The organism is Salirhabdus salicampi, from assembly GCF_024259515.1.
In the GTDB taxonomy this organism is placed as follows: domain Bacteria; phylum Bacillota; class Bacilli; order Bacillales; family Alkalibacillaceae; genus Salirhabdus_A; species Salirhabdus_A salicampi.
Window position 1 is genome coordinate 909,132 of the sequence record NZ_JANBWE010000001.1, and the last position, 22,726, is coordinate 931,857.

At 36.2% G+C, this 22,726-nt stretch carries 24 protein-coding genes and 1 riboswitch; of the genes, 17 read left to right on the forward strand and 7 right to left on the reverse strand.

All coding sequences use genetic code 11. The annotated features are described in order from the left end of the window. Window position 1 precedes the first annotated feature (1 nt). The 3 genes from NLW78_RS04815 to wrbA all read left to right on the forward strand — a co-directional run bounded on the left by NLW78_RS04815 (window position 2) and on the right by wrbA (window position 2,786). On the forward strand, window positions 2–928 hold the full coding sequence (locus NLW78_RS04815; RefSeq protein ID WP_254495849.1) for a PLP-dependent cysteine synthase family protein: 927 nt from the start codon (window positions 2–4) through the stop codon (window positions 926–928). A gap of 21 nt (window positions 929–949) precedes the next feature. Next, complete coding sequence (locus tag NLW78_RS04820; protein WP_254495850.1) at window positions 950–2,086, forward strand: bifunctional cystathionine gamma-lyase/homocysteine desulfhydrase; 1,137 nt, start codon at window positions 950–952, stop codon at window positions 2,084–2,086. A 91-nt stretch (window positions 2,087–2,177) separates the two neighbouring features. Next, the gene (wrbA, locus tag NLW78_RS04825; protein ID WP_254495851.1) at window positions 2,178–2,786 is read left to right on the forward strand and encodes an NAD(P)H:quinone oxidoreductase; all 609 of its coding nucleotides are present in this window, start codon (window positions 2,178–2,180) and stop codon (window positions 2,784–2,786) included. Between the two features lie 33 nt (window positions 2,787–2,819). Here wrbA and NLW78_RS04830 read toward each other — a convergent pair whose 3' ends face one another. Then, window positions 2,820–3,677, reverse strand: a complete 858-nt coding sequence (locus NLW78_RS04830; RefSeq protein ID WP_254495852.1) for a DUF4349 domain-containing protein — start codon at window positions 3,675–3,677, stop codon at window positions 2,820–2,822. 178 nt (window positions 3,678–3,855) lie between these two features. Here NLW78_RS04830 and NLW78_RS04835 point away from each other — a divergent pair, with 178 nt between their 5' ends. Then, on the forward strand, window positions 3,856–4,491 hold the full coding sequence (locus NLW78_RS04835; protein ID WP_254495853.1) for a methanogen output domain 1-containing protein: 636 nt from the start codon (window positions 3,856–3,858) through the stop codon (window positions 4,489–4,491). Window position 4,492: 1 nt separating this feature from the next. On the opposite strand, the gene ytzI is transcribed toward NLW78_RS04835, so the two are convergent. Then, window positions 4,493–4,633 (reverse strand): YtzI protein, encoded by a 141-nt coding sequence (gene ytzI / locus NLW78_RS04840; RefSeq protein ID WP_254495854.1) that lies wholly within the window; start codon window positions 4,631–4,633, stop codon window positions 4,493–4,495. Between the two features lie 108 nt (window positions 4,634–4,741). Here ytzI and NLW78_RS04845 point away from each other — a divergent pair, with 108 nt between their 5' ends. From NLW78_RS04845 to NLW78_RS04855, 3 genes are all read left to right on the forward strand, one after another. Continuing rightward, window positions 4,742–5,269: a type 1 glutamine amidotransferase domain-containing protein gene (locus NLW78_RS04845; RefSeq protein WP_254495855.1), complete on the forward strand. Its 528-nt coding sequence runs from the start codon at window positions 4,742–4,744 to the stop codon at window positions 5,267–5,269. Window positions 5,270–5,424: 155 nt separating this feature from the next. Further along, on the forward strand, window positions 5,425–6,855 hold the full coding sequence (locus NLW78_RS04850; RefSeq protein ID WP_254495856.1) for a PAS domain-containing sensor histidine kinase: 1,431 nt from the start codon (window positions 5,425–5,427) through the stop codon (window positions 6,853–6,855). Window positions 6,856–7,009: 154 nt separating this feature from the next. Then, window positions 7,010–7,783, forward strand: coding sequence for a hypothetical protein (locus NLW78_RS04855; RefSeq protein WP_254495857.1), 774 nt, complete (start codon window positions 7,010–7,012; stop codon window positions 7,781–7,783). 53 nt (window positions 7,784–7,836) lie between these two features. On the opposite strand, the gene msrA is transcribed toward NLW78_RS04855, so the two are convergent. Then, window positions 7,837–8,367: a peptide-methionine (S)-S-oxide reductase MsrA gene (gene msrA / locus NLW78_RS04860; RefSeq protein ID WP_254495858.1), complete on the reverse strand. Its 531-nt coding sequence runs from the start codon at window positions 8,365–8,367 to the stop codon at window positions 7,837–7,839. Between the two features lie 179 nt (window positions 8,368–8,546). On the opposite strand from msrA, the gene NLW78_RS04865 reads away from it, so the two are divergent. Further along, complete coding sequence (locus NLW78_RS04865) at window positions 8,547–9,872, forward strand: methyl-accepting chemotaxis protein (RefSeq protein ID WP_254495859.1); 1,326 nt, start codon at window positions 8,547–8,549, stop codon at window positions 9,870–9,872. Window positions 9,873–9,896: 24 nt separating this feature from the next. On the opposite strand, the gene NLW78_RS04870 is transcribed toward NLW78_RS04865, so the two are convergent. Beyond that, window positions 9,897–10,202 carry an alpha-helical endospore appendage domain-containing protein gene (locus tag NLW78_RS04870; RefSeq protein WP_254495860.1) on the reverse strand — a complete coding sequence of 102 codons (306 nt, stop codon included), beginning with the start codon at window positions 10,200–10,202 and terminating at the stop codon, window positions 9,897–9,899. 212 nt (window positions 10,203–10,414) lie between these two features. Here NLW78_RS04870 and NLW78_RS04875 point away from each other — a divergent pair, with 212 nt between their 5' ends. The 6 genes from NLW78_RS04875 to NLW78_RS04900 all read left to right on the forward strand — a co-directional run bounded on the left by NLW78_RS04875 (window position 10,415) and on the right by NLW78_RS04900 (window position 16,103). After that, the gene (locus NLW78_RS04875; RefSeq protein WP_254495861.1) at window positions 10,415–10,978 is read left to right on the forward strand and encodes a DUF421 domain-containing protein; all 564 of its coding nucleotides are present in this window, start codon (window positions 10,415–10,417) and stop codon (window positions 10,976–10,978) included. Window positions 10,979–11,136: 158 nt separating this feature from the next. Further along, a complete protein-coding gene (locus NLW78_RS04880; RefSeq protein WP_254496094.1) occupies window positions 11,137–12,003 on the forward strand; it encodes a 5'-3' exonuclease in 867 nt (288 codons plus the stop codon). Between the two features lie 22 nt (window positions 12,004–12,025). Next, window positions 12,026–12,109: riboswitch (cyclic di-GMP riboswitch) on the forward strand. A gap of 67 nt (window positions 12,110–12,176) precedes the next feature. Beyond that, window positions 12,177–14,024, forward strand: a complete 1,848-nt coding sequence (locus NLW78_RS04885) for a diguanylate cyclase domain-containing protein (protein WP_254495862.1) — start codon at window positions 12,177–12,179, stop codon at window positions 14,022–14,024. Next, complete coding sequence (locus NLW78_RS04890; RefSeq protein WP_254495863.1) at window positions 13,987–14,601, forward strand: EAL domain-containing protein; 615 nt, start codon at window positions 13,987–13,989, stop codon at window positions 14,599–14,601. Before NLW78_RS04885 ends, NLW78_RS04890 begins: the two co-directional genes overlap by 38 nt. 48 nt (window positions 14,602–14,649) lie before the next feature. Further along, window positions 14,650–14,787 (forward strand): small, acid-soluble spore protein L, encoded by a 138-nt coding sequence (gene sspL, locus NLW78_RS04895; protein ID WP_254495864.1) that lies wholly within the window; start codon window positions 14,650–14,652, stop codon window positions 14,785–14,787. Between the two features lie 110 nt (window positions 14,788–14,897). Beyond that, on the forward strand, window positions 14,898–16,103 hold the full coding sequence (locus NLW78_RS04900; RefSeq protein ID WP_254495865.1) for a hypothetical protein: 1,206 nt from the start codon (window positions 14,898–14,900) through the stop codon (window positions 16,101–16,103). Window positions 16,104–16,119: 16 nt separating this feature from the next. Here the strand turns inward: NLW78_RS04900 and NLW78_RS04905 are convergent, their stop codons facing one another. Both NLW78_RS04905 and NLW78_RS04910 read right to left on the reverse strand, forming a co-directional pair. Then, complete coding sequence (locus NLW78_RS04905; protein ID WP_254495866.1) at window positions 16,120–17,478, reverse strand: sodium-dependent transporter; 1,359 nt, start codon at window positions 17,476–17,478, stop codon at window positions 16,120–16,122. A 642-nt stretch (window positions 17,479–18,120) separates the two neighbouring features. After that, entirely contained in the window at window positions 18,121–18,288 is a 168-nt protein-coding gene (locus NLW78_RS04910; RefSeq protein ID WP_254495867.1) for a hypothetical protein, read from the reverse strand. Between the two features lie 167 nt (window positions 18,289–18,455). On the opposite strand from NLW78_RS04910, the gene NLW78_RS04915 reads away from it, so the two are divergent. Both NLW78_RS04915 and NLW78_RS04920 read left to right on the forward strand, forming a co-directional pair. Next, window positions 18,456–20,042 carry an ATP-binding protein gene (locus tag NLW78_RS04915; RefSeq protein WP_254495868.1) on the forward strand — a complete coding sequence of 529 codons (1,587 nt, stop codon included), beginning with the start codon at window positions 18,456–18,458 and terminating at the stop codon, window positions 20,040–20,042. A gap of 14 nt (window positions 20,043–20,056) precedes the next feature. After that, window positions 20,057–20,722, forward strand: coding sequence for a response regulator transcription factor (locus NLW78_RS04920; protein WP_254495869.1), 666 nt, complete (start codon window positions 20,057–20,059; stop codon window positions 20,720–20,722). 29 nt (window positions 20,723–20,751) lie between these two features. On the opposite strand, the gene NLW78_RS04925 is transcribed toward NLW78_RS04920, so the two are convergent. Further along, the gene (locus NLW78_RS04925) at window positions 20,752–21,447 is read right to left on the reverse strand and encodes an L-2-amino-thiazoline-4-carboxylic acid hydrolase (protein ID WP_254495870.1); all 696 of its coding nucleotides are present in this window, start codon (window positions 21,445–21,447) and stop codon (window positions 20,752–20,754) included. Between the two features lie 212 nt (window positions 21,448–21,659). On the opposite strand from NLW78_RS04925, the gene NLW78_RS04930 reads away from it, so the two are divergent. After that, window positions 21,660–22,694, forward strand: a complete 1,035-nt coding sequence (locus tag NLW78_RS04930; RefSeq protein WP_254495871.1) for a tripartite tricarboxylate transporter substrate binding protein — start codon at window positions 21,660–21,662, stop codon at window positions 22,692–22,694. The last annotated feature ends 32 nt before the right edge of the window (window positions 22,695–22,726 follow it).

Genomic DNA, 22,726 nt, shown 5'->3' on the forward strand with positions numbered 1-22,726 from the left:
TATGAATTTTGTGAGAGATGTAAAACAATTAATTGGTAAAACCCCATTAATTGAAATCCATCAATTTGATCTCCCGAATGATGTTCGTATATTCGCTAAGTTAGAGTATTTTAATCCAGGCGGTAGTGTAAAGGACCGGTTAGGAAAAAAGCTTATTGAAGATGCGGAAAAAACTGGTCAATTAAAGCCAGGAGGAACCATTATTGAGCCAACTGCAGGGAATACGGGGATAGGTTTAGCTCTCGCAGCTGTAGGAACGAATTATAAAGTTGTTTTTGTAACACCTGAAAAGTTTAGTGTTGAGAAACAATCATTAATGCGAGCACTTGGGGCAACTGTTGTGAATACACCTACGGAGTTAGGAATGAAAGGGGCAATTGAAAGGGCGAAGGAATTATTAAAACATACGCCTGACTCTTATTGCCCGCAACAATTTGATAACTTTTCGAATCCAAATACTTACTATGAATCATTAGGGCCAGAAATATATGAAGATTTAGAAGGGCAAATTGATGTGTTTGTAGCAGGGGCAGGAACTGGTGGTACATTTATGGGGACCGCTCGTTATTTAAAGGAGAAAAATGCCGATGTGAAAACCATCATTGTCGAGCCAGAAGGTTCAATATTAAATGGGGGAGAACCAGGTCCTCACGATACCGAGGGAATTGGGATGGAGTTTCTTCCTAGATATATGAATACGTCATACTTTGATGCTGTTCACACCATCACCGATAAAGATGCCTTTGAAAGGGTCAAAGAGCTTTCACAAAAGGTTGGATTACTTGTTGGTAGTTCTTCTGGATCAGCTTTTGAAGCCTGTTTGAGAGAAGCAAAGCAGGCGAAGCCTGGAACGAATATTGTTACTGTTTTTCCTGACAGTAGTGAAAGATATTTAAGTACGAATATTTATGAAAAATATAATACGTAAGGATCGGCAGGAGGTCGTCATATGAGAAAGAAAACACAACTAATACATGGTGGAATAACCGGGGATGAACAAACAGGCGCTGTTAATGTCCCAATCTATCAAGTGAGCACATATAAACAGGACGCAGTAGGAAAACATAAGGGGTTTGAATATTCCCGAACAGGTAACCCGACTAGGCATGCACTAGAAGAACTTATAAAAGATGTTGAAGGGGGAGAGCGTGGATTCGCTTTCGGTTCAGGAATGGCTGCTATAACATCTATTTTTATGATGTTTTCAGCAAATGATCACGTTATTATGACCGATGATGTGTATGGTGGAACTTATCGTGTAGTATCTAAAGTTTTAAATCGTTTTAACATTGAAGTAACGTTTGTAGATACGAGTTCTGTAGACGAAATCGAAAAGGCTATTAAGCCGAATACAAAAGCAATATACATTGAAACACCGACAAACCCGTTGTTAAAAATTACCGATTTAAAAGCGGTATCGACATTAGCAAAGCAACGTAATTTATTGTTTATTGTAGATAATACCTTCAGTACGCCATATTGGCAAAATCCAATAAAATTTGGTGCAGATATTGTCCTTCATAGTGCAACCAAATATTTAGGTGGTCATAGTGATGTTGTTGCCGGTTTAGTAGTTGTAAATTCAGAAGAACTTGGTAATGAACTACACTTTATTCAAAACTCAGCTGGTGGAATTCTAGGACCCCAGGATGCGTATTTGTTAATTCGTGGAATAAAGACATTGGGTATTCGAATGGAAGAAATAGAAGCAAATTCTATTAAGATTGCTAATTATTTAGACGAACACAGTGGAGTATCGAAAGTGTTCTATCCAGGCTTACCGGACCACCCTGGCTTCGATGTTCATACAAATCAAGCAACTGGATACGGTGGTATGATCTCATTTGATGTAGGAAGTGCAGAAAAAGCGGATGAAGTACTTGATAGAGTAAAATATTTTACTTTGGCTGAAAGTCTAGGTGCTGTGGAAAGCTTAATTTCTGTACCGGCGAAAATGACACATGCTTCGATTCCAAAAGAACGTCGTGAGGAACTTGGTATTACTGACGGTTTGATTCGAATCTCTGTAGGTTTAGAAGATGCAGAAGACTTAATTGAAGACCTGGAAGCAGGCCTGAAAAGCTAAGAAGCCTCCTATAGGGGGCTTTTTCATGTATGAGAAACCATTTTACTGACAATCCTATAGTTGATTTCTATATATAGGAGGTTTTGTAGAGATGGCCAATGTAAATTTAGCAGTTATTTATTACAGTTCATCGGGTACAAACTATCAACTCGCTCAGTGGGCGGCACAAGGAGCGGAAACTGCAGGAGCCAATGCAAAGATATTGAAAGTACCTGAGACAGCCCCGAAAGAAGCAATCGAATCTAACCCGGCCTGGAAAGCGCATGTGGAGGCTACGAAGGATGTTCCTGAAGCACAACTGGAAGACTTAGAAACAGCAGATGCGATTATATTCAGTATGCCAACACGATTCGGAAATTTACCAGCCCAAATGAAGCAATTTTTAGACCGTACTGGAGGTCTATGGGCTGAAGGAAAGCTAATGAATAAAGTTGTGAGTGGCATGACCTCAGCCCAAAATCCACATGGAGGTCAAGAAGAAACGATTCTCTCTCTTTATACGACAATGTATCACTGGGGTGCTATTGTTGTAACACCTGGATATACAGACCAAGTCGTATTTGGTGCTGGTGGTAATCCTTACGGTACAAGTGTATCAGTTGACCAAGATGGGAATATGATTGAAGATGTGGAAAGTGCGGTGAAGCATCAAGCCAAACGTACTGTAGACATTGCGAAACGTGTAAAACAATCAGAATAACCAAGAACAAGCGAGCATTTTGATGCTCGCTTGTTATGAATCTTTTTTACGTCGTTGATGAGTCTTTCGTTTGTAGCCAATCCAACATAGGAAAATAACAGTTGCTAAACATAGAAGGATCGGTGAGAATCCAATTACAACGATCACAAATAAAGAAAGAATTTTCGCTATAACATTAATGGATTGAATAAACGCATTTTTTATCTTTTGTGGTGTTTTAAGATTTTCCTGGCTCACCTCTAGGGAGGTGGAAGATTCTTTCAGCTCAATAAACAGTTCTGCAAAATCTATTTGATTCTCTAACAGCCGTTTTCGCCCTTCCAACTGCTCTATTTCTTCTTGTACATGAGCTAATTCACGGGAAATCGATAATAAATCTTCGGTTTTATCTGCTTCTTTCATAAATGTTAATAATCGCTCTTCAACTGTTCTTTTTGCTTTTAAACGTGAAGAAAGATCAAAATATTCTTCTGTTACATCTTGACCGCGTATTTGTTGCCTGACAATATCCTTGCTTATACCATCTAGTTCATGTAAAAATGATTGTAGATGGTTATTTGGAATTTTAACGCGAATGTTAGCATACAGCTGTTGATCAGTAGTCATCCTTGAGGATTCGGTTATGTATCCATCATAATCTTTTGCATATGATGTAATAGTCTTCATAGATTGTTCAACATTGTGAACAGACATCGTAACATTACCATGATACATAACTTTACGTTCTTCATGAATTACGTTGTTTTGACCATTTTCCCAATTCGCGTTTTCCTTTTTATGAGTCTGCTGTTCAGGCGCATCGTATGAGGATTCGCCTACTTGATCTGTAGGGTCGGTTTCCTGGCATCCAATCAAAAAAATTCCTGCTAAAATAATAACATATATTCTCATAAATGACTCCTTTCGAAACGGTTTCATTACGTAGACGAATGGTAACGAAAAAAGTCACACTTATGCCAATACTTTCGTATAGATGTTTCTACATAAATATATGAAAATTAGTTTATTTACTCGAATGTTAGGGTAAAAGACTAATAGAATTTCGGTATACGAAAAGAGGGAGATTACCATGCAAGAACAATCATTGTCAGGCATACGCTTTTTGATAAAGTTAATTACTCAATACGCAAAGATTCACGAGAGAACCATTGGTAGCACTGCTGAGGAGTACATTAGGCAATTGGGCATCAGACAAGGTGAATGGATAGAGTCATTTTATAGTGACAAAAGCGAAGATTGGTCTGTCGAAAAATACGCGGATATTATTGTCGATTTGAAAAACTCAATCGGTGGCCATTTCACAATCAAAGAAGTACATCCAGACCATGTGGTTGTAAAGGCTACTGGCTGTCCTTTTGGTGAAGCGGTAAAAGAAGCTCCTCACCTTTGTAAAATGACGTCAAGTGTATTTGGTGGTATGGCAGCAAGAAGGTTTGGCTATGGGATGGTCAGTCTACGAAAACGAATTGCAGTGGGTGATAACGGTTGTGAAGTGGCGGTATATTTTAAGCCAACGGATAAAGAAGAAGGAGACATATATAAGGATCTTCCGATTACGCCTGAAAATGGGAACCCGTTTGAGTGGGAGGAAGATACAATTACATTGTTACATGAAAACTTAAAACGAAGTGATGACATGATTCAAGATTTACTTGAAGAAATAGAGCATTTACGTGCGAAAGTAAAAGAAACAGACGTTCAATAGCTTAGTCAATTTGATCGTTTTCGTTTTGATCAGGTAATGGGTCAATTGTATGCTCGTATGAGTAACCTTTTGATATCGCCATTAAACTTAACGCCAAGATGATAATAATGATAAAAATGGATAAAATAATAATAAACAACATGGGAGACAACTCCTTTTTCAATATGTCATAATGGATTCAATATGGTGTACAAGCCATTACAGTATATCAGAATTCGATTTGTTCGTCTTTAGAATTGGAGGTTTATCATTGGGACAGTTAACAGGTAAGAAAGTCATTCAAATTGTAAGCGATGATTTTGAGGATTTGGAATTATGGTATCCAGTGCTTCGTCTTCGTGAGGAAGGGGCAGAAGTACATTTAGTCGGTAAGGAAGCGAATCATACATACGTTGGAAAATATGGAGTCCCTGTCGTATCAGATTATCACTTTGATGAAATTAACCCTTCAAATTATGATGCGATATTAGTACCTGGGGGATGGTCGCCAGATAAGTTAAGGCGTTTTGATTCTGTTTTAAACATGGTAAAATCCATGAATGAAAAGAAGAAACCGATTGGGCAGATATGCCATGCGGGTTGGGTGTTAATCTCTGCAAATATATTACATGGTAAAAGGGTCACGAGTACGCCTGGAATTAAAGATGATATGATGAACGCAGGAGCTACATGGGTTAATGAGCCTGTAGTCGTAGATGGCCATCTCGTATCAAGTCGCCGGCCACCAGATTTACCTGATTACATGAAAGAGTTCATTCGTGTTTTAGCAGGAGAATAAATAGTACAAAAAGACTACCTATAGATAGGTAGTCTTTGTCTTATTGCGAGTTCTTTTGTCGTATTTGAAAAAATTAATTGAGCATATGTTTTAAAAGAAAACGGAGAGGGTAAAGAAATAGAGGCATATGTATGTGACTTAGGGAGGAAAAGGCCATGTTTGTCAAACCTACTACCAATACAACAATAAGTGATCCAATGAATTTTGAGCAAATCATTGATCAAGTTCTAAGCGGAATCTTAATTATGAGTAAACAACAAATTATCTATGCCAACTCTTATTTCTTCCATATAATTGGACAGAACTTAGGTGCTGATTTTCAATGGAAGGACTTTATACATCCGGAGGATTATGAACTTTTCGAGTACCACCTTGAAAAAGTTATCTACCATAAAGAAACAACAGATTTAATAGAATTGAAATTACTAAAAAATGACGGAACTTTCATAGATGTAGAAATGTATTTTACTCCTTATTTATACGAAAACCATACATATGCCTTAGCATACCTCCGTGATATAACAATTCGAAAACGTTATGAACACGCTTTGAAAAAAAGCGAACAAAAGTATCGCATGTTAAGTGAGAACATGTCTGATGTAGTAAGTGAACAACTGTTTAATGGAACTTGGACATATATATCTCCAGTGAGTCAGGATGTATTCGGCTACCCAAGGGAAGAGCTGATTGGACAAACCATTTTTGAGTACATATATGATGATGATGTTGAAAAAATAAAAAAAGCTTATTTGGAAATGGAAGAACGGGGAAGCCCAAAAACGATATATTACCGATTTAAACTAAAGAATGGTAAATACTTGTGGGTCGAAAACAAATTAAAGCTTACAAAGGTAATCAAAGAAAAGCGTCTCATTTCTTACATAAGAGATATCTCCGATCAAATTGAAACGGAAAAAAGATTAAAACAGTCAGAAAAACTTGCCATTATAGGGGAGTTAAGTGCAGGGGTCGTTCACGAAATGAGAAATCCACTTACATCTATAAAAGGGTTTCTTCAACTGATGGAGGCAGGTACGATAAAACAGGACGACTATATTAAAATTATTAAAGCAGAAATAAATCGTATGGAAAAAATTGCGAATGATTTGCTATCCTTTTCAAAACCGAAAGACACACTTGCACCTTTAAATATCAATCAGCTCATAAGTGAAGTTGTTTTATTAATGAATGGACACACGTTAAATCGAAACATTAATATTCAATGGGAACCAACTCTGGACCATATTTACGTACTTGGCGAGTCAACACAACTCAAACAAGTTTTTATTAATTTGATTAAAAATGCGATCGAAGCAATCGATAAAAACGGAAACATAAACATTCAATCTACAGTAAAAGAACAAATGATTATTTTGGACATTATCGATGATGGATGTGGCATTCCAGAACATATGCTTGACAAGTTAGGGTGCTCATTTCATACAACGAAGGATAAAGGAACCGGATTAGGACTTATGCTTACTTATAAATTAATAGAACATCATGGAGGCTCAATTAAGGTGAATAGTGAAGAAGGAGTAGGGACAACTTTTTCGATTAGCTTACCATTATACGACAGCCAATGAGAATACAGATAAAATGTAAAAGTTCACAGTGATGTGGACTTTTTTTAAATGTAGAATGTTCGGAAAATTCTTTACTTTATATTACGAAACTAGTATAATTTACCTGCTGCTTACGTGTTAAAAACTTTAAATTATGAAATGGAGAGCGTAAACAATGATGGCAATAAAAGACCCTGAAAACCATCTTAAGAAAATTCGAGATGTAACCCTTTTTCAAATGAATAAGGAGCAATACTTGATGATTGCTTGCCATTCTAATGCTGGAATGGGGAATAAGGCAGCTGACTTCGTCAATGTTCCAGAAGAAAGTATTGCGCAATTTGCAGTACGTGATCCTTTATTTGAAATAATTGCGCTACGCGGAAAACCTTTTTATATAAATGAATCATTAACAGTAGAATTTGACCCTACAGGGAAGAAAATATCTGAAGCGATTAAAGATTATGTTTGTGAGTCAGGCATTACGGACGATATACAATTTTCTTGTAGTACGGAAGATTATATACCAACGATTCAAACAGGGATTGGTATTACGGTTCTAGGTTTGGTAAATATTAAGGATTTTCAAACAGCTAGAACTGAACATGGAGATGTACTTGCTGTTGTCGGGAAACCTAAGTGTAATCTCCATGACAAAGTGAATATTGATGATCAGGATATTATTTCATTAAGTGAGATAAATTTGATACACAAATTGCCCTATGTGCATGATATATTCCCAGTTGGTGCAAAAGGAATACAACATGAATTAGATCGATTTACGGTTGAAACAAATTTAGAGATTTTATTGGAAGGACAGGGAGAAATAGATTTTCAGGCATCTGCCGGCTTCTCAACCTGTGTAATCATATCCTTACCAAGATCGCAAGTTACGAATCTTAGGAACTATATTCAATCACCAGTAAACATCATTGGTAGCATTAAATAAAGATAATAAATACCCCTCCTTCTACGTGTCTATAGAAAGGAGGGGTTCGTTCGTTATTTTTCCCAATGTTTTTCAATAAATTGATCACGACCAGATTTCGCACGGTCTTCTAAGTATTCTGTTTCATTTTTTTTGTAAAAATGCTGATGATATCCTTCTGCAGGATAAAAAGGTGCTGCAGGTAATATTTTTGTCACAATCGGTTGGTTAAATTTCCCGCTTTCTGCTATTTCACGTTTTGTTTGTTCTGCTAATTGTTTTTGCTTTTCATTATGATAGAAGATGGCTGTACGATATTGAGGTCCTCTATCGTGAAATTGACCACCATCATCAGTAGGATCAATCTGCTGCCAATAAATTTCTAACAGTTTTTCATATGGGAAAAGCTCTGGGTTGAATGTAATTTGCACAACTTCATAATGGCCTGTTTCTCCGGTTTTTACTTGCTCATAGGTAGGGTTATCAATATGTCCTCCGCTGTATCCGGAGACAACTTCCTCGATACCTTCCCACTCGTCGAAAGGTTTAACCATACACCAGAAACATCCACCTGCAAATGTTGCCTTTTCTAGTTCTTTACCCATCTGTCATTCTCCTTGTCGTAGTTTTTATTTGTTATCATATCATTGGATAATAATCGGGAGCAACTTTCACAGTCGCATTTTATAGAATTAATTTAGAAGAACTGTCATGATATAGTAGTATTCTAGGTTCGTCCATGTCATAATATATAAATAGAGTAGTATATTAGAGGAGGATACATATGGAAGATTACAAGGTGAACTTGGAAAGCACATCTACTAGAAATAGTGTCCAACGAAGTCTCCGTTTTAAAATTACTATAACCATTATCATTAGCTTACTCATAAGTTCGCCCATTTCGGCGATTTTAAATAAATTGATTGGTCAATATATAAGTGGACAAATTGGTGTTTTCGTGAATACAGTTGTTACATTATGTATCTCCACAGCTGTGTTATCAATCTTTGTTCAATACATTATCATCAAACCATTAAAACAACTTGTTCATTCTACGCAAAGGTTAGCAAAAGGAGACATGTCCACGACAATTAAAGTGAACACGAAAGATGAAATAGGTGAATTAGCAATGGCTATGAATGATATGAAAGCTAATTTACATGAAATTATTCATAACGTATCGAAGGCAGCAGAGACAGTATCTCGTCAAAGTAATGAATTAACGAGATCAGCTGAAGAAGTGAAGGAAGGTAGTCGTCAAATCGCTTCTACGATGCAAGAACTTTCGTCAGGATCGGAAGCCCAAGCAAGTAGTGCAACTCACCTACGGGATGTCATGGAAACATTACATGATAAAATTGAACAAGTGGAAGAGAATGGACAAATGATTGCAACTACATCTGAAAAAGTACTGGTTAATAGTAGTGAAGGCACAAAATTAATGAATTCCTCTGTTGAACAAATGAATAATATAGATCGGATTGTTCGGGATGCTGTCGAGAAGGTGCATGGATTAGATCAACAAACTCAACAAATAACACAGTTAATTCAAGTAATTCGAGACATTGCCGACCAAACAAATTTACTTTCATTGAACGCAGCGATTGAAGCAGCAAGAGCAGGTGAACATGGTAAAGGATTTGCCGTAGTTGCAGATGAAGTACGCAAATTATCTGAACAAGTAACCTATTCTGTAAAAGATATATCGTATATCGTTCATAACATCCAAGCTGAATCTGAAGTAGTCGTAGAGTCCTTACAAAAAAGTTATGATGAAGTAAATGAAGGAACGAAACAAATATCCTTAACAGGTAAAACGTTTGATGATATAAATGAAGCAATAAGTGGAATGGCTCCAAAAATTCAAATGATTTCGACAAACTTAAAAGATATTTTAAGTAGTAGCAATGATATGAATCAATCTATTGAGGAAGTAGCCTCTGTTGCAGAAGAGGCGGCCGCTGGAATTGAGCAGACAGCAGCGTCATCACAGCAATCAAGCAGCTCAATGGAGGAAATTTCACGTAGTGCAGAGGAACTAACTACATTAGCTGAACAATTAAAAAATAGAATGAAGTTATTTCGACTTCATAATGGAAAAAGAGACTGATATTGATCAGTCTCTTTTTATTCTTTAGTACTTTTTCCCTTTTCCTTTTTGCTTATCTACTAAATCTAATACGTTATCAAATTTGAACTGTAATAAAATTTGTTTTTTTACGATTGTTTTAAGCATGTCGTTAACATTGTCGTTAACTTTCATTAAATCTTTCCAGTCGCAATTGCCTTTAATGGCTTTTTGCAACTTTTCTCCTTCTGCGTTCATGATGTGAGAAAGGCTAATTTCTTCTAAAGCAATAGAGCTTAATAGAAGATTGACGACCTCTTCATCATCAAGGTCAATTTTTGGTTCGATATCATCGATATTTGGCATTCCCATTCTTTCTTCCCCCTTATTAAAGTATTCAATATACCATATGCAAAATATAACCTTATGTTTGGATAAATAGAGTAAGTCACTTTCCTTAATTAACTGTAAAAGTGTTAAATTTATGAAATATAATTATATGCAAAAAAATAAAATAGTCATGAATGTTTACCAAAAATAAGAAAAAAATATATGTAACTAAAGAAAGTAAAAGAGGTGAAAACATGAGCTTAGTTTGGAATTCATTGCTTCTTGTTATTGCAGGAGTTCTTCTATTGCGTATAGCCGGAAGAAAATCGATCTCCCAAATGACATTGGCCCAAACGGTAGTAATGATTTCTATCGGTTCTATAATTATTCAACCAATCATTGAAACGAGTGTATGGAGAACACTTGTTGCATCAGCAATTTTTATTGGAACACTAATTATAATGGAATATTTACAATTAAAATTTAATATTGTAGAGAAGTTTATTACAGGCAAATCAAAAGTCATCATTGAAAACGGTAGTGTAAACGTGGAAAACTTAAAAAAGTTACGTTTCACTGTTGATCAGTTGGAAATGAGATTACGACAACTAGGCATCACCAAAATTGCGGATGTAAAAGTTGCTACTCTAGAACCAAATGGTCAGATTGGGTATGAATTAATCGATGATGCAAAGCCATTAACAGTCGGAGAGTTTAAAAAAATCATGACCAATTATAGTCCTAAGGTTAACAACGAAAATATTTTCAGCGAAATAGAGGAAGGTCATTCAAAACAAAACCCAGATTATCTGCAATAACGAAAACAGCCATCTCATTATTGGATGGCTGTTTTTTGCTTTTTTACAAATGTTCATGGACAATTATACATTCCCTTCTTACTGCGGACATGTGTTACAATAAATAAGTAGATTTTTAAAGAGAGGAAGCGAATCGATTGAATAATAACGATAAAGTAATGTTAGTAGATGGGATGGCTTTACTTTTTAGAGGATTCTTTGCCACCTCTTATTCTGGCAATTATATGAGAACAAGTACAGGTATGCCGACAAATGGCATTTACGCCTTTTTGAAATATTTCTTAAATGCAATCGAGACGTTTCAACCGACCCATGTTATTTGTTGTTGGGATATGGGAAGTCGAACATTCCGTTCTGAGTTGTATAAGCCTTACAAAGCCAATCGCGCAGAACCACCTGAAGAATTGATACCCCAATTTGATTTAGTTAAAGATGTAGTGGAATCTTTTGGGGTTCCTAATGTTGGCTTGGAAGGCTATGAAGCTGATGATTGTATTGGCACCTTAAGTGAATCTTATCGGACTAATCATGATGTGCTTATTTTGACTGGGGATCAAGATATATTACAACTCGTAGATGAGCGAGTAGAAGTAGCTATTATGAAAAAAGGTCAAGGGAATTATAAAGTGTATAACACCCAAAACTTTCATGAGGAAAAGAATCTTTCACCAACGCAAATTGTCGATCTAAAAGGGTTGATGGGAGATACAAGTGATAATTATCCTGGTGTGAAAGGTGTAGGTGAAAAAACCGCACTTAAATTATTACACCAGTACCATACCGTCGAAAATATGTTAGCACATTTGGACGAATTGCCAAATGGAGTCCGAAAAAAAGTAAGTGAACACCTTGAAATGTTACATTTATCTAGAAAACTAGCAAAAATTTATTGTGACGTTCCTGTTAACTGTTCCCTCGAAGCGGCAAAATGGGATATGGATATCGAGAAAGTGTCACATAAGTTGCAAGAACTAGATATGAATTCGATGGTAAAATCTATCCAAAAGATAAAGTCTGTTGTGTAATGATTATTAGAAGGTTAAATATAGAGAAAAATGGCAAACCAGTAGAAATGCTGGGACGCAAAACTACGGGTCTAAAGATGTTATCTATGATCGCCGGGTCGCCTCTTATGAGAAGACAACTGTCGACTTAAGGGCAGTTGTCTTTTTATATCGCTTAAAAGGGAGAGAACATTGTGAGTGAAATAGACATTTCATATAACCAGGCTGAGGTAATTTTATCTATTTTAATCGCCATATTTGCCTCATATTCAGCAATAACGATTAACGACCGTGTACAACATTACAAGGAAACAAGACATCAAATAGTTTGGATGATCATTGGCTCATTTACAATGGGCATTGGGATTTGGTCCATGCATTTCATTGGTCTAATCGCTTACGATATTAACGTTCCCATTTTATACGATGGCCTTTTAACATTGCTCAGTTTGTTATTAGCTGTTGGTACATCTTTTACCGCCTTTTACTCAACAGTTGTATTTAACCAATTTTTATATAAGTATATTCTTTCTGGATTTTTGATGGGGATTGGTATTACTGTTATGCACATGATTGGTATGGAGGCAATGGTCATTCCTTTTAACACGAAACACACGGCTCATCATATAACACTTGCCTTTGTCATAGCTATTGTAGCATCTACGTTTGCACTCCTTTTACTATCAAAATTAAACAATCGCGGTAAAATCTATCGTCCATTTATTTTACCGAGTGCGATTTTGATGGGACTTGCTATTTCGGGAATGCATTATACGGCTATGGCTGGGTTTGAAATTTCAAAAGAACCTGTTCACCCCGATACTGCGTGGAGTAGTTTCATTATTCACCCAGAATTCTTAACAGCACAAGTGTCTCTTGTTTCGTTAGGATTAATTACGATCTCAGTTATATTCTCAACACTAGACCATAGGAAAAGTGTACTTGCCATATCAAATAGTCAAAAACGGTACGAACTAATTGCTACTCACTCCAGTGATATGGTAGCAGAAATAGATGACAACGGAAAAATTATTTATTTGACACCATCATATGAACAAGCCTTAGGCTTTCAATTACAACAGATGTTGCAATATAGCTTTTGGATATCGACGGTTCATCCGGAAGATGTTGGGAGAGTATTACAAAGTATAAATTGTGGATTGAAACAGTACAATGAAAAAGCAAATAGTATTGAATATCGGCAGTATACGGCAGAGGGGAAATGGATATGGTTAGAAACAAACCTTACTCAAATTGTAGGGAAAGATAAAAAAATACGTAGTATTGTACTATCCTCAAAGGATATTACGGATCGAAAAACATATGAACAAAAATTAACGGATATGGCGTATTACGATATGCTAACGAAAATTCCCAACCGGCAATATTTTGAATATGAACTAAAACGAGTAATTCAAAAAGCAAAAAGACGAAATGAAACATTAGCCGTTTTATATTTTGATTGCGACCAATTTAAATGGGTGAATGATTCATTTGGGCACAATGTAGGTGATAAGTTATTACAGAAACTGGTCCAAATTGTAAAAACGTGTATCCGGGAACAGGATGTTATGGGCAGGTTTGGTGGAGATGAATTTGTTATTTTGCTGAAAGATGTAACGAAAGAAACCGTTATTGAAATCGCTGATAACATTATTGACGTTCTTAACAAACCAATCGAAGTAGAGAATATACGAATTGTTGTCACCCCATCTATTGGTATTTCACTGTATCCATATCATAGCAAAACAGCGGATGATCTTATTAAGTATGCAGATCGTGCTTTATATAATGTGAAAAACAAAGGGAAAAATGGTTATCAGTTTTTCAATGACGAGTTAAGCGAGAATGTAGAAGAGGAAATTTTGCTGTCGGCTGATTTGCGACAAGCAAATAAAGAAGAAGAATTTTTCCTCCATTACCAACCTATTCTCAATGTAGAGACAAATAAAATCCACGCAGTAGAAGCACTTATAAGGTGGAAACATCAACAGTACGGCTATGTTGCCCCCCAATCGGTTCATTCCTATTGCAGAAAATAATGGATTAATTAAGGATTTAACAGAGTGGGTTATACGGAAAGCTTGTGAGGATGCTAAAAACTGGCCAGATGTCATTATATCCATTAATTTATCATCAAAATTGTTTTATTATCATTATTTAGTTGATATGATCTCCAATATCTTAGATGAGACACAAGTAAACCCAAGTCAAATCAAGTTTGAAATTACAGAGACGGCGGCAATGGAAAACGTTTCAAATACGATTTCTATATTACAACAGTTGAAAGGCTTAGGAATTCAAATTGCATTAGATGATTTTGGAACAGGTTTGTCTTCCTTAACTTATTTACATGATCTCCCGTTAGATGTCTTGAAAATAGATCGTTCCTTTATTAAGGATATCGTACAGGATAAGAAAAACAGTACGATTCTTAGACGAATGTTACAATTGGCTAAAGATTTGGAATTATTGACGATAGTAGAAGGAGTAGAAACAGAAGAACAGCTACAGGCTCTCAAATCTGAAGGAGTCCTGTATGTTCAGGGATATTATTATAGTCCGCCTATTCCTAAGGAACAACTAACGGATTATATAAAGAAGTCGAAGGTCGTTTAAATAAATTCCTTTTTCAATGGCACAATAAACCGTGGAGGTGTTCATACATTGAAAAAGGAAAGAAGAAGTAATAAAGGAAAAGTTGATTCAAGTGTTAATCCCCAGGGATTGTCTGAGGACGTAGCAGATCAACAACCAAGATCACAATTAGAACAAAGAGCTAAAAAACGAAACACGAAGAGTTAAGGTTATGGAGATCTCCATAACCTTATTTTTATTACGAATTAGCGAAGATGTGGTAAAATGTGTTAAGAATTATAGAAAACTTTTCGAAAAAAGAAAGGGTTGTGAGGTCAGTGCTACAAGATAAACCATACTATCACCTAGAGTTACAATCTAAAACTGACATATCGTTTTTATGGATCCGGAATGGTGACGATAAATATCTTATTAAAAAAGGAAACCCTAAAGAAGTTAGATATGAGTATAATATGATAGCCAAACAATTAGGTGGGAGTGTTCGGCGTTACGATGAAGAGGGCCAGCAGTTGTTAAAAGAGATCTATGAAGAAGCGGCAAATCTTAAAGGGCCAGTTTCCACTGAGACGATACCTACTAATCCAGCTAAAACCAGTAATGAGCAATTACATGCTAAAGAAAAGATAGAAGAGAGTAAAGAAATTACAACGAAAATGAAAAATGTCATCAGTGAGGATGGGGATCCGGTTACATATGAGTTTACGCTTTATTGGGAAAGGAAGCGTTATACTGCACCTTCAAACAATGATGAAGTTGAGATAAAAGTGTATGGTATAAGAGGGACACAGAAAGTAGGGAACAATCAAGAAGTTACTCGGCTATTCCCGAATCTTTCAATTCGTAGCGGTACTGCTGGATATATTTTATCGAACATTATTCGAGACGATCAGTTAAAAACATGGTCTCATATCGAGCAATACATTCAACAATCTACGGAGAATTTTGAAGAACAATTAACATTTGAAATTGAAAAAAAAGCCCAATTGCACAAGGTGAATCAATATTCTCGTCAAGTAAAGAATGATTCTGAAGATTGCATTCAACTAATACATAGTTTAGTAGAGCAAGTTTGGCAACAATCGGTTTTAAATGATCTTCTCTTTGGGTATATACTAAGAGAAGTAGATGTCATGCACTCTTTTTATTTCCATATGAGAAAGTTAATAGGGGTAGATCATCGATTTTCGAAAAACAATTATCGTGTTCATATGGACTATGCTCATGAACAATTATCAGATGAAATTGATGTCGCTTTGATACAACCTAAAGCAAAAAGTGAGCAAACTATTTGTGACGAAGTACAAGCCGCTTTCGTTTTCGGTCATACAGCTCATGAAACTAGTGAAAAGAAAGAATTTATACGACAGTTAAAAGCCCAATTTCCTAATACATTTGTTTATTTTGGTGTTTTCCTAACGGATAACAACCGTATTGAACTGGACATTGATGGTGTCCAACTTATGTCAATTTATAAAAATGGTTATAACTATGATGCTAAAATAGAGGAATTACGTAAAAAATAAGGAGCCATCGGGCTCCTTAAATTATACCTAGGGAATATAGTAAAACACAGAAAATCGCAATAGGTGTTATATATCGTAATGAAATTAACCATAGTGTACCTAAACTATTTGTTTGGAAATTAACTTCACTTAAGACATCGCGTTTATTCCAACCCCAACCGACAAACATGGAGATGAGTAGCCCACCTAAAGGTAGGAAGATGTTAGATGCCACATAGTCGATACTATCCATGATGTTAAGATTACCTAATAACTTTATCTCTGACCAAATTCCGAGACTTAAAGAGGATGGGATACCGACTAATGTAACGAGTACACCGACAAATATCGCTGTTTTTTCTCTCGTCCATTTTAGTTGACGGATAACAAATGCAACTGTAACTTCCAATAACGAAACAGCTGAGGAAAGTGCTGCTGCAGCTAATAAGAAAAAGAATGTTATCGCGACAAATTGACCGTAAGCAAAGTTCCCGAATATATCTGGTAGTGTTATAAAGACAAGACCTGGACCTGCTCCTGGCTCAATGTTAAACGTAAATACGGCTGGGAAAATGAGTAAACCAGCTATAATAGCAAAAACGGTGTCTAACGATGCAATGGTTAGTGATGCACTTGGTAGTTTCTCTTCCTTCGATAAGTAACTTCCATATGTTATTAATGCACCTAAACCTAAACTTAGTGAGAAGAAAGCTTGTCCTAATGCCGCTAAATAAACAGATGGATCCTTTAACACAGACCAATCAGGCTGGAACAAAAATTTCAACCCATCCATCGCTCCGTCTAAATTAAGGCTATATATGGCAAGCCCGACAATTAAAACGGCAAGTGTCGGCATAAGAACCTTATTTAACTTTTCAATTCCGTTTTTAATTCCTTTGTACACGAATAAAACGGTTAATATCATAAACATCGTCTGCCAAAAAATGGGCATTAATGGATGTGAAATAAACTGTGAAAAATATTCACCGTAATTTGTGTTCGCTGCTTGGCCTAGGCCTCCAACTGTATATTGAGCAATATAGTTAAGGGTCCAACCAGCTACTACACTGTAGAACGATAAAATAAAGAATGTAGCTACAACACCCAAAATACCAGCTAAAACCCAAGGACTTTTTGGTGCTAGCTTTTGAAATGCGTGTACGACATCCCGCTGTGTATTACGACCGATGGAGAATTCCGCAAGCATAACTGGAATTCCAATAAGTAATACAAATAAAATATATAGAAATAAAAACGCACCGCCACCATTAGCGCCCGCAACGTAAGGGAACTTCCAAATGTTTCCTAACCCTACAGCCGAGCCCATAGCAGCAAGTATGAAACCTGTTCGTGAGCCCCATTGGTCACGCTTTGTCTGCTTTTCTAAGCTGTCCAAATTATATTCCTCCTAATTTTCTTAAAATATTCGCAATTAGCAATGATAAGGCAACGGATACCGGTTGTCAACTTATATATAGAATGTTACAAACCATTATTATTTAATAATAGTATCTTTGAAAAATGAGGCTGAATGAAGACAGACGAATGGAATGGAAACACGTTAAAATTACTGGTTTAAACAAACAGATAAGTCAGACAACGATATTATAAGATCTGAAAAAAGTATTTCGAGATAATAATAGTTGGTAACATCTCAGATAACACTTATAAAGATGAATGCGAACAGGAATGTATTGAAAATAGGATTTCTTTTATTTTCAACTGTCTATTGAGATATATACATGGTTAAATCGTCATTTTGCATCCGAAGTACGTAAATTGAATGGGGAAAGGTAGAAGATGTCTGTGCTTCGCTTTTATTTGAAGTCACACATGGGTAATCGAAGAAACTACTTTTACCATTTATTAAAGAAAGGTGATAACAATGGGGAAATGGGAGAGAAATCTCTCTGGATGTTTCAACTTCTTGCAATTAATTCGATCTATATTCTAAACATTTAAAGTTAAAAGGGGACGTTTACCAACTGGTACGTCCCATCTTAAGAACTAATGATGAGTCATAAAATATATTTTCTTATTACTCGTCAAAGTCCATGTTCGTTTGATTTGAACTATCACTAGGTTTCGATTTAGCCACTACTGGACTACTAATATGATCATTCACATTTTGATATTTTTTCTTTTTTATATCAATAATCCATGAAATAAGCAAAACAGCTACGATAAAGGCAAAAAACCATACCATATGGACACCTCCTATGTGAGATTGTTATGTTCATATATATTACGAAAAGGTCTTATTCAGTACGCTTCTAACAAAATTAACTATATAATAGTTGTGCAATTAGCCTAAAGATTATGATAAATTTGTATCAAGACTGTATACGCTTACGGGGGTAGGGGAGATAAACAGTGAAACTAACGTTACAGAAGAAGATCATTGTGTTAATTGTTGGTTTAATTTTATTGGTTACTTTACTTTTAACTTCAATTTTTGCTTATATTGAATCGAAGCAAGTAGAAGAGCATATGGGTCAGTTAGCATTGCGTGTTGCAACAACTGTTTCTTCTATGCCTTCAGTTTCCGACGCTTTCTCATTAGAAGAACCATCGTCTGTACTGCAACCGTTAGCGGAAGATGTTCGTGAGAAAATAGGAGCAGAATTCGTCGTCATCGGAAACAAGGACAGCATTCGTTATGCCCACCCGGAGGAACATAAAATCGGGAAGCAGATGGTAGGTGGCGACAATAAAAGGGCGTTAGAAGGTGGGGAGTATTATACTTCGAAAGCGGTTGGAAGCTTAGGGCCTTCGTTAAGAGGGAAAGCACCAATATTTGATGAGCATGGTGAAATCATTGGAATTGTATCTGTCGGGTTTTTGATAGAGCATATTCAAACTACGATCATAAATAAATTGTGGGATATGTTCTTTCTAGCTATCTTTGTTACGTTAATAGGTGTAATAGGGAGTATTTTGCTAGCCAAAAGTATTCGAAAAGATACATTGGGTCTAGAGCCTCAGCAAATTGCCCGGTTATTTAGAGAGCGGAATGCGATATTACGTTCTATTAAGGAAGGTATAATCGCAATAGATAAGCAGGGTAATATTACGATGATGAATAAATCAGCGAAAGAGATGTTAGGATTAAATAATCATTGTTTACATCAACCTATTGAAAATTACTTACCGAATACAAAAATGCACGAAGTGTTACAAAGTGGGAAAAGCCAAAAGAATGAAGAAATTACTTTACGAGATCGTCTCGTCATCGTCAACCGCACCCCTATCATTGAAGAGGGAAAAGTGGTGGGTGTCGTAGCCAGCTTTCGAGATAAAACAGAAATTAAAGAAATGGTTAATACGATATTTGAGGTTCATAAATATTCTGAAGGGTTAAGAGCTCAAACTCATGAATACACAAACAAACTGTATGTTATATCCGGTATGCTTCAATTAGGTCATTATGATGAAGCTGTTCAACTAATCCAAAAGGAATATGATAGTATTGGAATTCAAAACCGTATTCTGTTTGAACAAATTGAAGATAGAGCTGTTCAAGCAATATTACTAGGAAAAGTTAGCAAAGCTTCAGAGAAGAAAATTTCATTTGCAATTGATGTTAATAGTACGATAGAGAAACTTCCGACACATATTGATGTAACTTCATTAATCGTTATTATCGGAAATTTAATCGATAACGCATTTGATGCTGTAAGGGACTCACAAGAGAGAGTTGTAACTTTTTTCATAACTGATATAGGCAAAGATATTATCATTGAAGTATCCGACAGCGGCAACGGCATTAAGGATGAATTAATCCCGAACATATTTGAGAAAGGGTTTTCAACGAAGGAATTGAAAAATAGGGGCTATGGCTTAACAAATGTGAGTAAGGCTGTAGAAGATTTAAATGGAAATATTGAGGTGAAGAACCAGAAAGAAGGAGGAGCGGTGTTCTCCGTATACATCCCAAAAGAGATGGGAATATCGGCCTGAAGGGGGACTGTACCATGGTACGAGTAGCAATTGCAGAGGACGATTTCCGTGTGGCTAATATTCATGAACAATTTTTATCAAAAATAGACGGAGTTTACGTTGTAGGAAAAGCACTGAATGGAAAAGACACATTACACCTGCTACATAACAAAGAAGTGGATTTATTAATATTAGATATTTTTATGCCGGATATGCTAGGGACAGACATACTGAAAGCGGTTAAACAAGAGCACCCAAATACTGATGTTATTATGATAACAGCTGTCTCGGAAGGGAGCATAGTTGCGGATTCTTTACGTCACGGTGTTATGGATTACATCATAAAGCCTGTCACATTAGACAGGTTTGTCCGTACTATTGAAAATTATAAAGAAAAAGTACAACTGTTTAAGCAGGAACAGGTGACTCAAGGGATGATTGATGGATATTTAGGGTATAGCCAAAATAACGCCCTCGATAACACACCGAAGGGTATTGACCCGTTAACATTAGATAAAGTAAAAGAAATTCTTCGTAAACAATCTCGAGGGATTACAGCTGAAGAAATGGGAGAAAAAATGGGGGCATCACGTACAACAGCAAGAAGGTACCTTGAATATTTAATCTCAACTGGAGAAGGAAAAGCAGAACTTGAGTACGGAATTGTTGGACGGCCAGAAAGAAAATACGAAATTTATTAAAAAAGGTGTTGTAATAACACCTTTTTTTCTTACTTATCTTCTAGTTTAAAATTAAAATGACAAACCCCTTCTTTAAGAACGTATTTGTCGTGCTCTACTTCAAAATTGGGGTTATATCCTTTTGCTATAGATGGGTCAATCATTTCACAGTATAAAATACCATACTCATGCATGTCGTCGTCAGCCCATTGTTGACCGAAAGGACATTTAGTAAATGTTTGTTCGATGACATTTTCCTTAAATAACGTTTCGAACTCAAATAACTCGCTGCGTCCCATATCATAATTGGATAAGTAATGATCAATCGTATTTCGTTTTCCTAAATGGCTTGCCCTTGTGGCAATTCCTTTCCCGCGTGTCTCACCAAAGGTACGAACTCCTTCCCGGATAGCATTTTGTCCTTCATCACCAAATTCGTCTACTATGGCTTTCGTGATTTGCGCAAACATTTTTGCCATTTGTCCATATATCGTAACATCGTGATGTCTTATTTCAGTTCGGTCCTCTGGAATGTAATCGAACAAACGATGTTCCTCCCCCTCTTTTTTTGCTTGTATAGCAATACGATAGGCGTCTTCATATCCAAATCTTTTTAATCCTAATCGAATTAGATTTTTTCCTTTATCGCCAAAAGAAGTGGTTATTGATTTTTCTAAATGGCTAAAGAGCATGGCAGTTATTTGATACATAGAAAGTGGTGGTATCGGTTTTCGTTCCTCTGTCATTTTTATCCTCCTTAAACAATTCTGAATTTTTTTATTATAAATCTTATTTTGGATTTATACAAATACTTAGGGCCGTGAACAAAATGAACAAAATGTATTTTATTTGCAGAAAAACACGTTATTTTGAAAACGTTTACATAAATAACGTGTCCAACTAAACTTAAGTTGATAGAAGTTTTTCAAATATTTGAAATAAATAAGGGGGAAAAGAAATGAAGAAGTTCCTTTCATTTTTGTTTGTTATGATTTTAATGTTTGCTGTAGCTTGTTCCAACGACAATACGAGTGGGGATGGAAATAATAGCGGAAATAGTGATGGAAATAGCAATGGCAATGAAACATGGGAACCAGAACAGTCTATTGAAATTGTAGCACCAGCAGGAGCCGGTGGTGGCTGGGATACAACGGCTCGTATGGCTGCGAAAGTATTTGAAGAAGCAAGTATTATTGACCAAGACATCGGTGTTGTGAATAAGCCTGGTGGTGGAGGTGCAGTAGGTTGGGCATATATCGCAGGTAAAGAAGGAAGCCCGTATAACCTATTTGTTTCTTCTTCACCAATCTTGTTAGTTCCATTAAACGGTCAGTCACAATATGGTCATGAAGATTTCACACCGATTGCAAACGTTATTGCTGACTATGGTGCTTTTGCAGTTAAAGAAGATGCAAAATGGAACAATCTGAATGAATTATTTGAAGACCTGAAGGACGCACCAGAGAGCATCACTGTTGTAGGTGAGTCGTCTCCTGGAAGTATGGACCATATCCAGTTTGTAAAATTAGCGAAAGCAGCTGGAGTCGACATTACGAAGATCAAATACGTGTCTGACCAAGATGGTGGTGCGATGACAGCACTTTTAAACGGGAGTGTAGACGTTTACTCTACTGGATTAGCTGAAACAGTAGAGCAAGCTGAAGCAGGAAACATTCGTGTTCTAGCCGTAACGGCAGGGGAAAGATTAGAAGGAGATGTAATTTCTGATTTCCCAACAGCTGTTGAGCAAGGAATCAATGAAACATTTGTGAATTGGAGAGGTTTCTTCGGTCCTCCTAACATGGATGATGAAGTAAGAGCTTACTATGAAGCTAAATTTAAAGAATTAAGCGATTCTGATGAGTTTGCAGATATTCGCGCTCAATATGGTTGGGACGAAATGTATATGGATAGTGACGAGTATAAAACATTCTTAGATAATGAAAAACAAGCGATTAAGGAAATATTGGATGAATTAGGATTAGGCAATTAAGTAGAATGATAAATTAGGAGAGTCAACGGCGG